At 69.4% G+C, this 1359-nt stretch carries 1 protein-coding gene; it reads left to right on the top strand.

The genetic code is table 11. The annotated features are described in order from the left end of the window. A partial coding sequence (locus tag SJH88_RS19110; protein WP_331700494.1) for a methyl-accepting chemotaxis protein occupies positions 1 to 1359 on the top strand: 1359 nt, incomplete at both ends.

Genomic DNA, 1359 nt, shown 5'->3' with positions numbered 1-1359 from the left:
CACGCCCCGCTGCCGGGGCGGCCCCCCCGCACGGCGCCGCCCCCTCCACGCCCGTGGTGGCGCGCGATGAAGAGTTCCTGGTGCCCGAGTCCGAGCTGCTGATGTCCACCACCGACCGCACGGGCCGCATCACGCACTGCAACGCTGCGTTCACACATGTCAGCGGCTATGCCATGGACGAGCTGATGGGCCAGCCGCACAACATCGTGCGCCACCCCGATATGCCGCGCGAGGCCTTCAAGGACCTGTGGACCACCATCGGCCATGGCCGCGCCTGGTCGGGCGTGGTCAAGAACCTGCGCAAGGATGGCCGCTACTACTGGGTGCGCGCCTACGTCACGCCCATCATGGAACACGGCAAGCCCGTGGGCTACATGTCGGTGCGCGTCAAGCCCACGGACAACGAGGTGCGCGCCGCCAGCGCGCTGTACGAGCGCCTGAACAACGGCACCCAGGGCAACGCCTACCTGCACGCCGGCAGCGTGCGCCACCATGGCCTGCTGAACCAGCTCGGCAAGCTGCAGCGCGCCAGCTTCACCCAGCGCCTGGCGACGCTGCTGCTGCCAATGGTGGCCGTGGCCCTGCTGTTTCCGCTGATGGGCTGGACCCAGGGCTGGCAGACCGGCCTGCAGGCCGGCGTGCTGGCCCTGCTGACGGCCTTGACGCTCTACCGCCAGCATGTGCGGGTGACGCGTCCCTTCGAAGACGTGGCCTTGCTGGCGGGCGACATCGCGGGCTGCAAGCTCGATGGTGCCCTGCCGGCCTACCAGGGCCGCCACCCCATGGCCTTCTTGCTGGAGCGGCTCAAGCAGGTCCACGTCAACCTGCGCGCCGTGGTGGGCGATGCGCGGCATGAGATCGACGGCTTCACCGTGATGTCGCGCCAGTTGACCCAGGGCTCGATCAACCTGGCCCAGCGCACCGACCGCCAGGCCCAAGACCTGCAGGAGACCGCCGCCGCCATGGAGCAGCTGTCCGCCACGGTCGCCAATGCCCAGCAGTCCACCGAAGAAGTCAAGGTCCACAGCGAGCAAAGCGCCCAACTGGCCGTGCAGGGCGGCAAGGCCATGGAGGAAGTGGGTGCGCTGGTGCAGGGCATGGCCCAGTCGTCGCAGCAGATGGGGCACATCATCTCCACCATCGAAAGCATTGCCTTTCAGACCAACATCCTGGCGCTGAACGCCGCCGTGGAAGCCGCGCGCGCCGGCGAACAGGGCCGCGGCTTTGCCGTGGTGGCCGGCGAGGTGCGCACCCTGGCCCAGCGCAGCGCCGAAGCGGCGCGGGAGATCAAGGCGCTGATCCACACCTCGGTCGACAAGGTGGCCTCCGGGGCCCGCCTGGTGCAGGACGCGGGCCAGA

The organism is Comamonas sp. GCA5 (assembly GCF_036541385.1).
Lineage (GTDB): Bacteria > Pseudomonadota > Gammaproteobacteria > Burkholderiales > Burkholderiaceae_C > Comamonas > Comamonas aquatica.
This window is presented reverse-complemented; position numbering and strand designations above follow the sequence as displayed.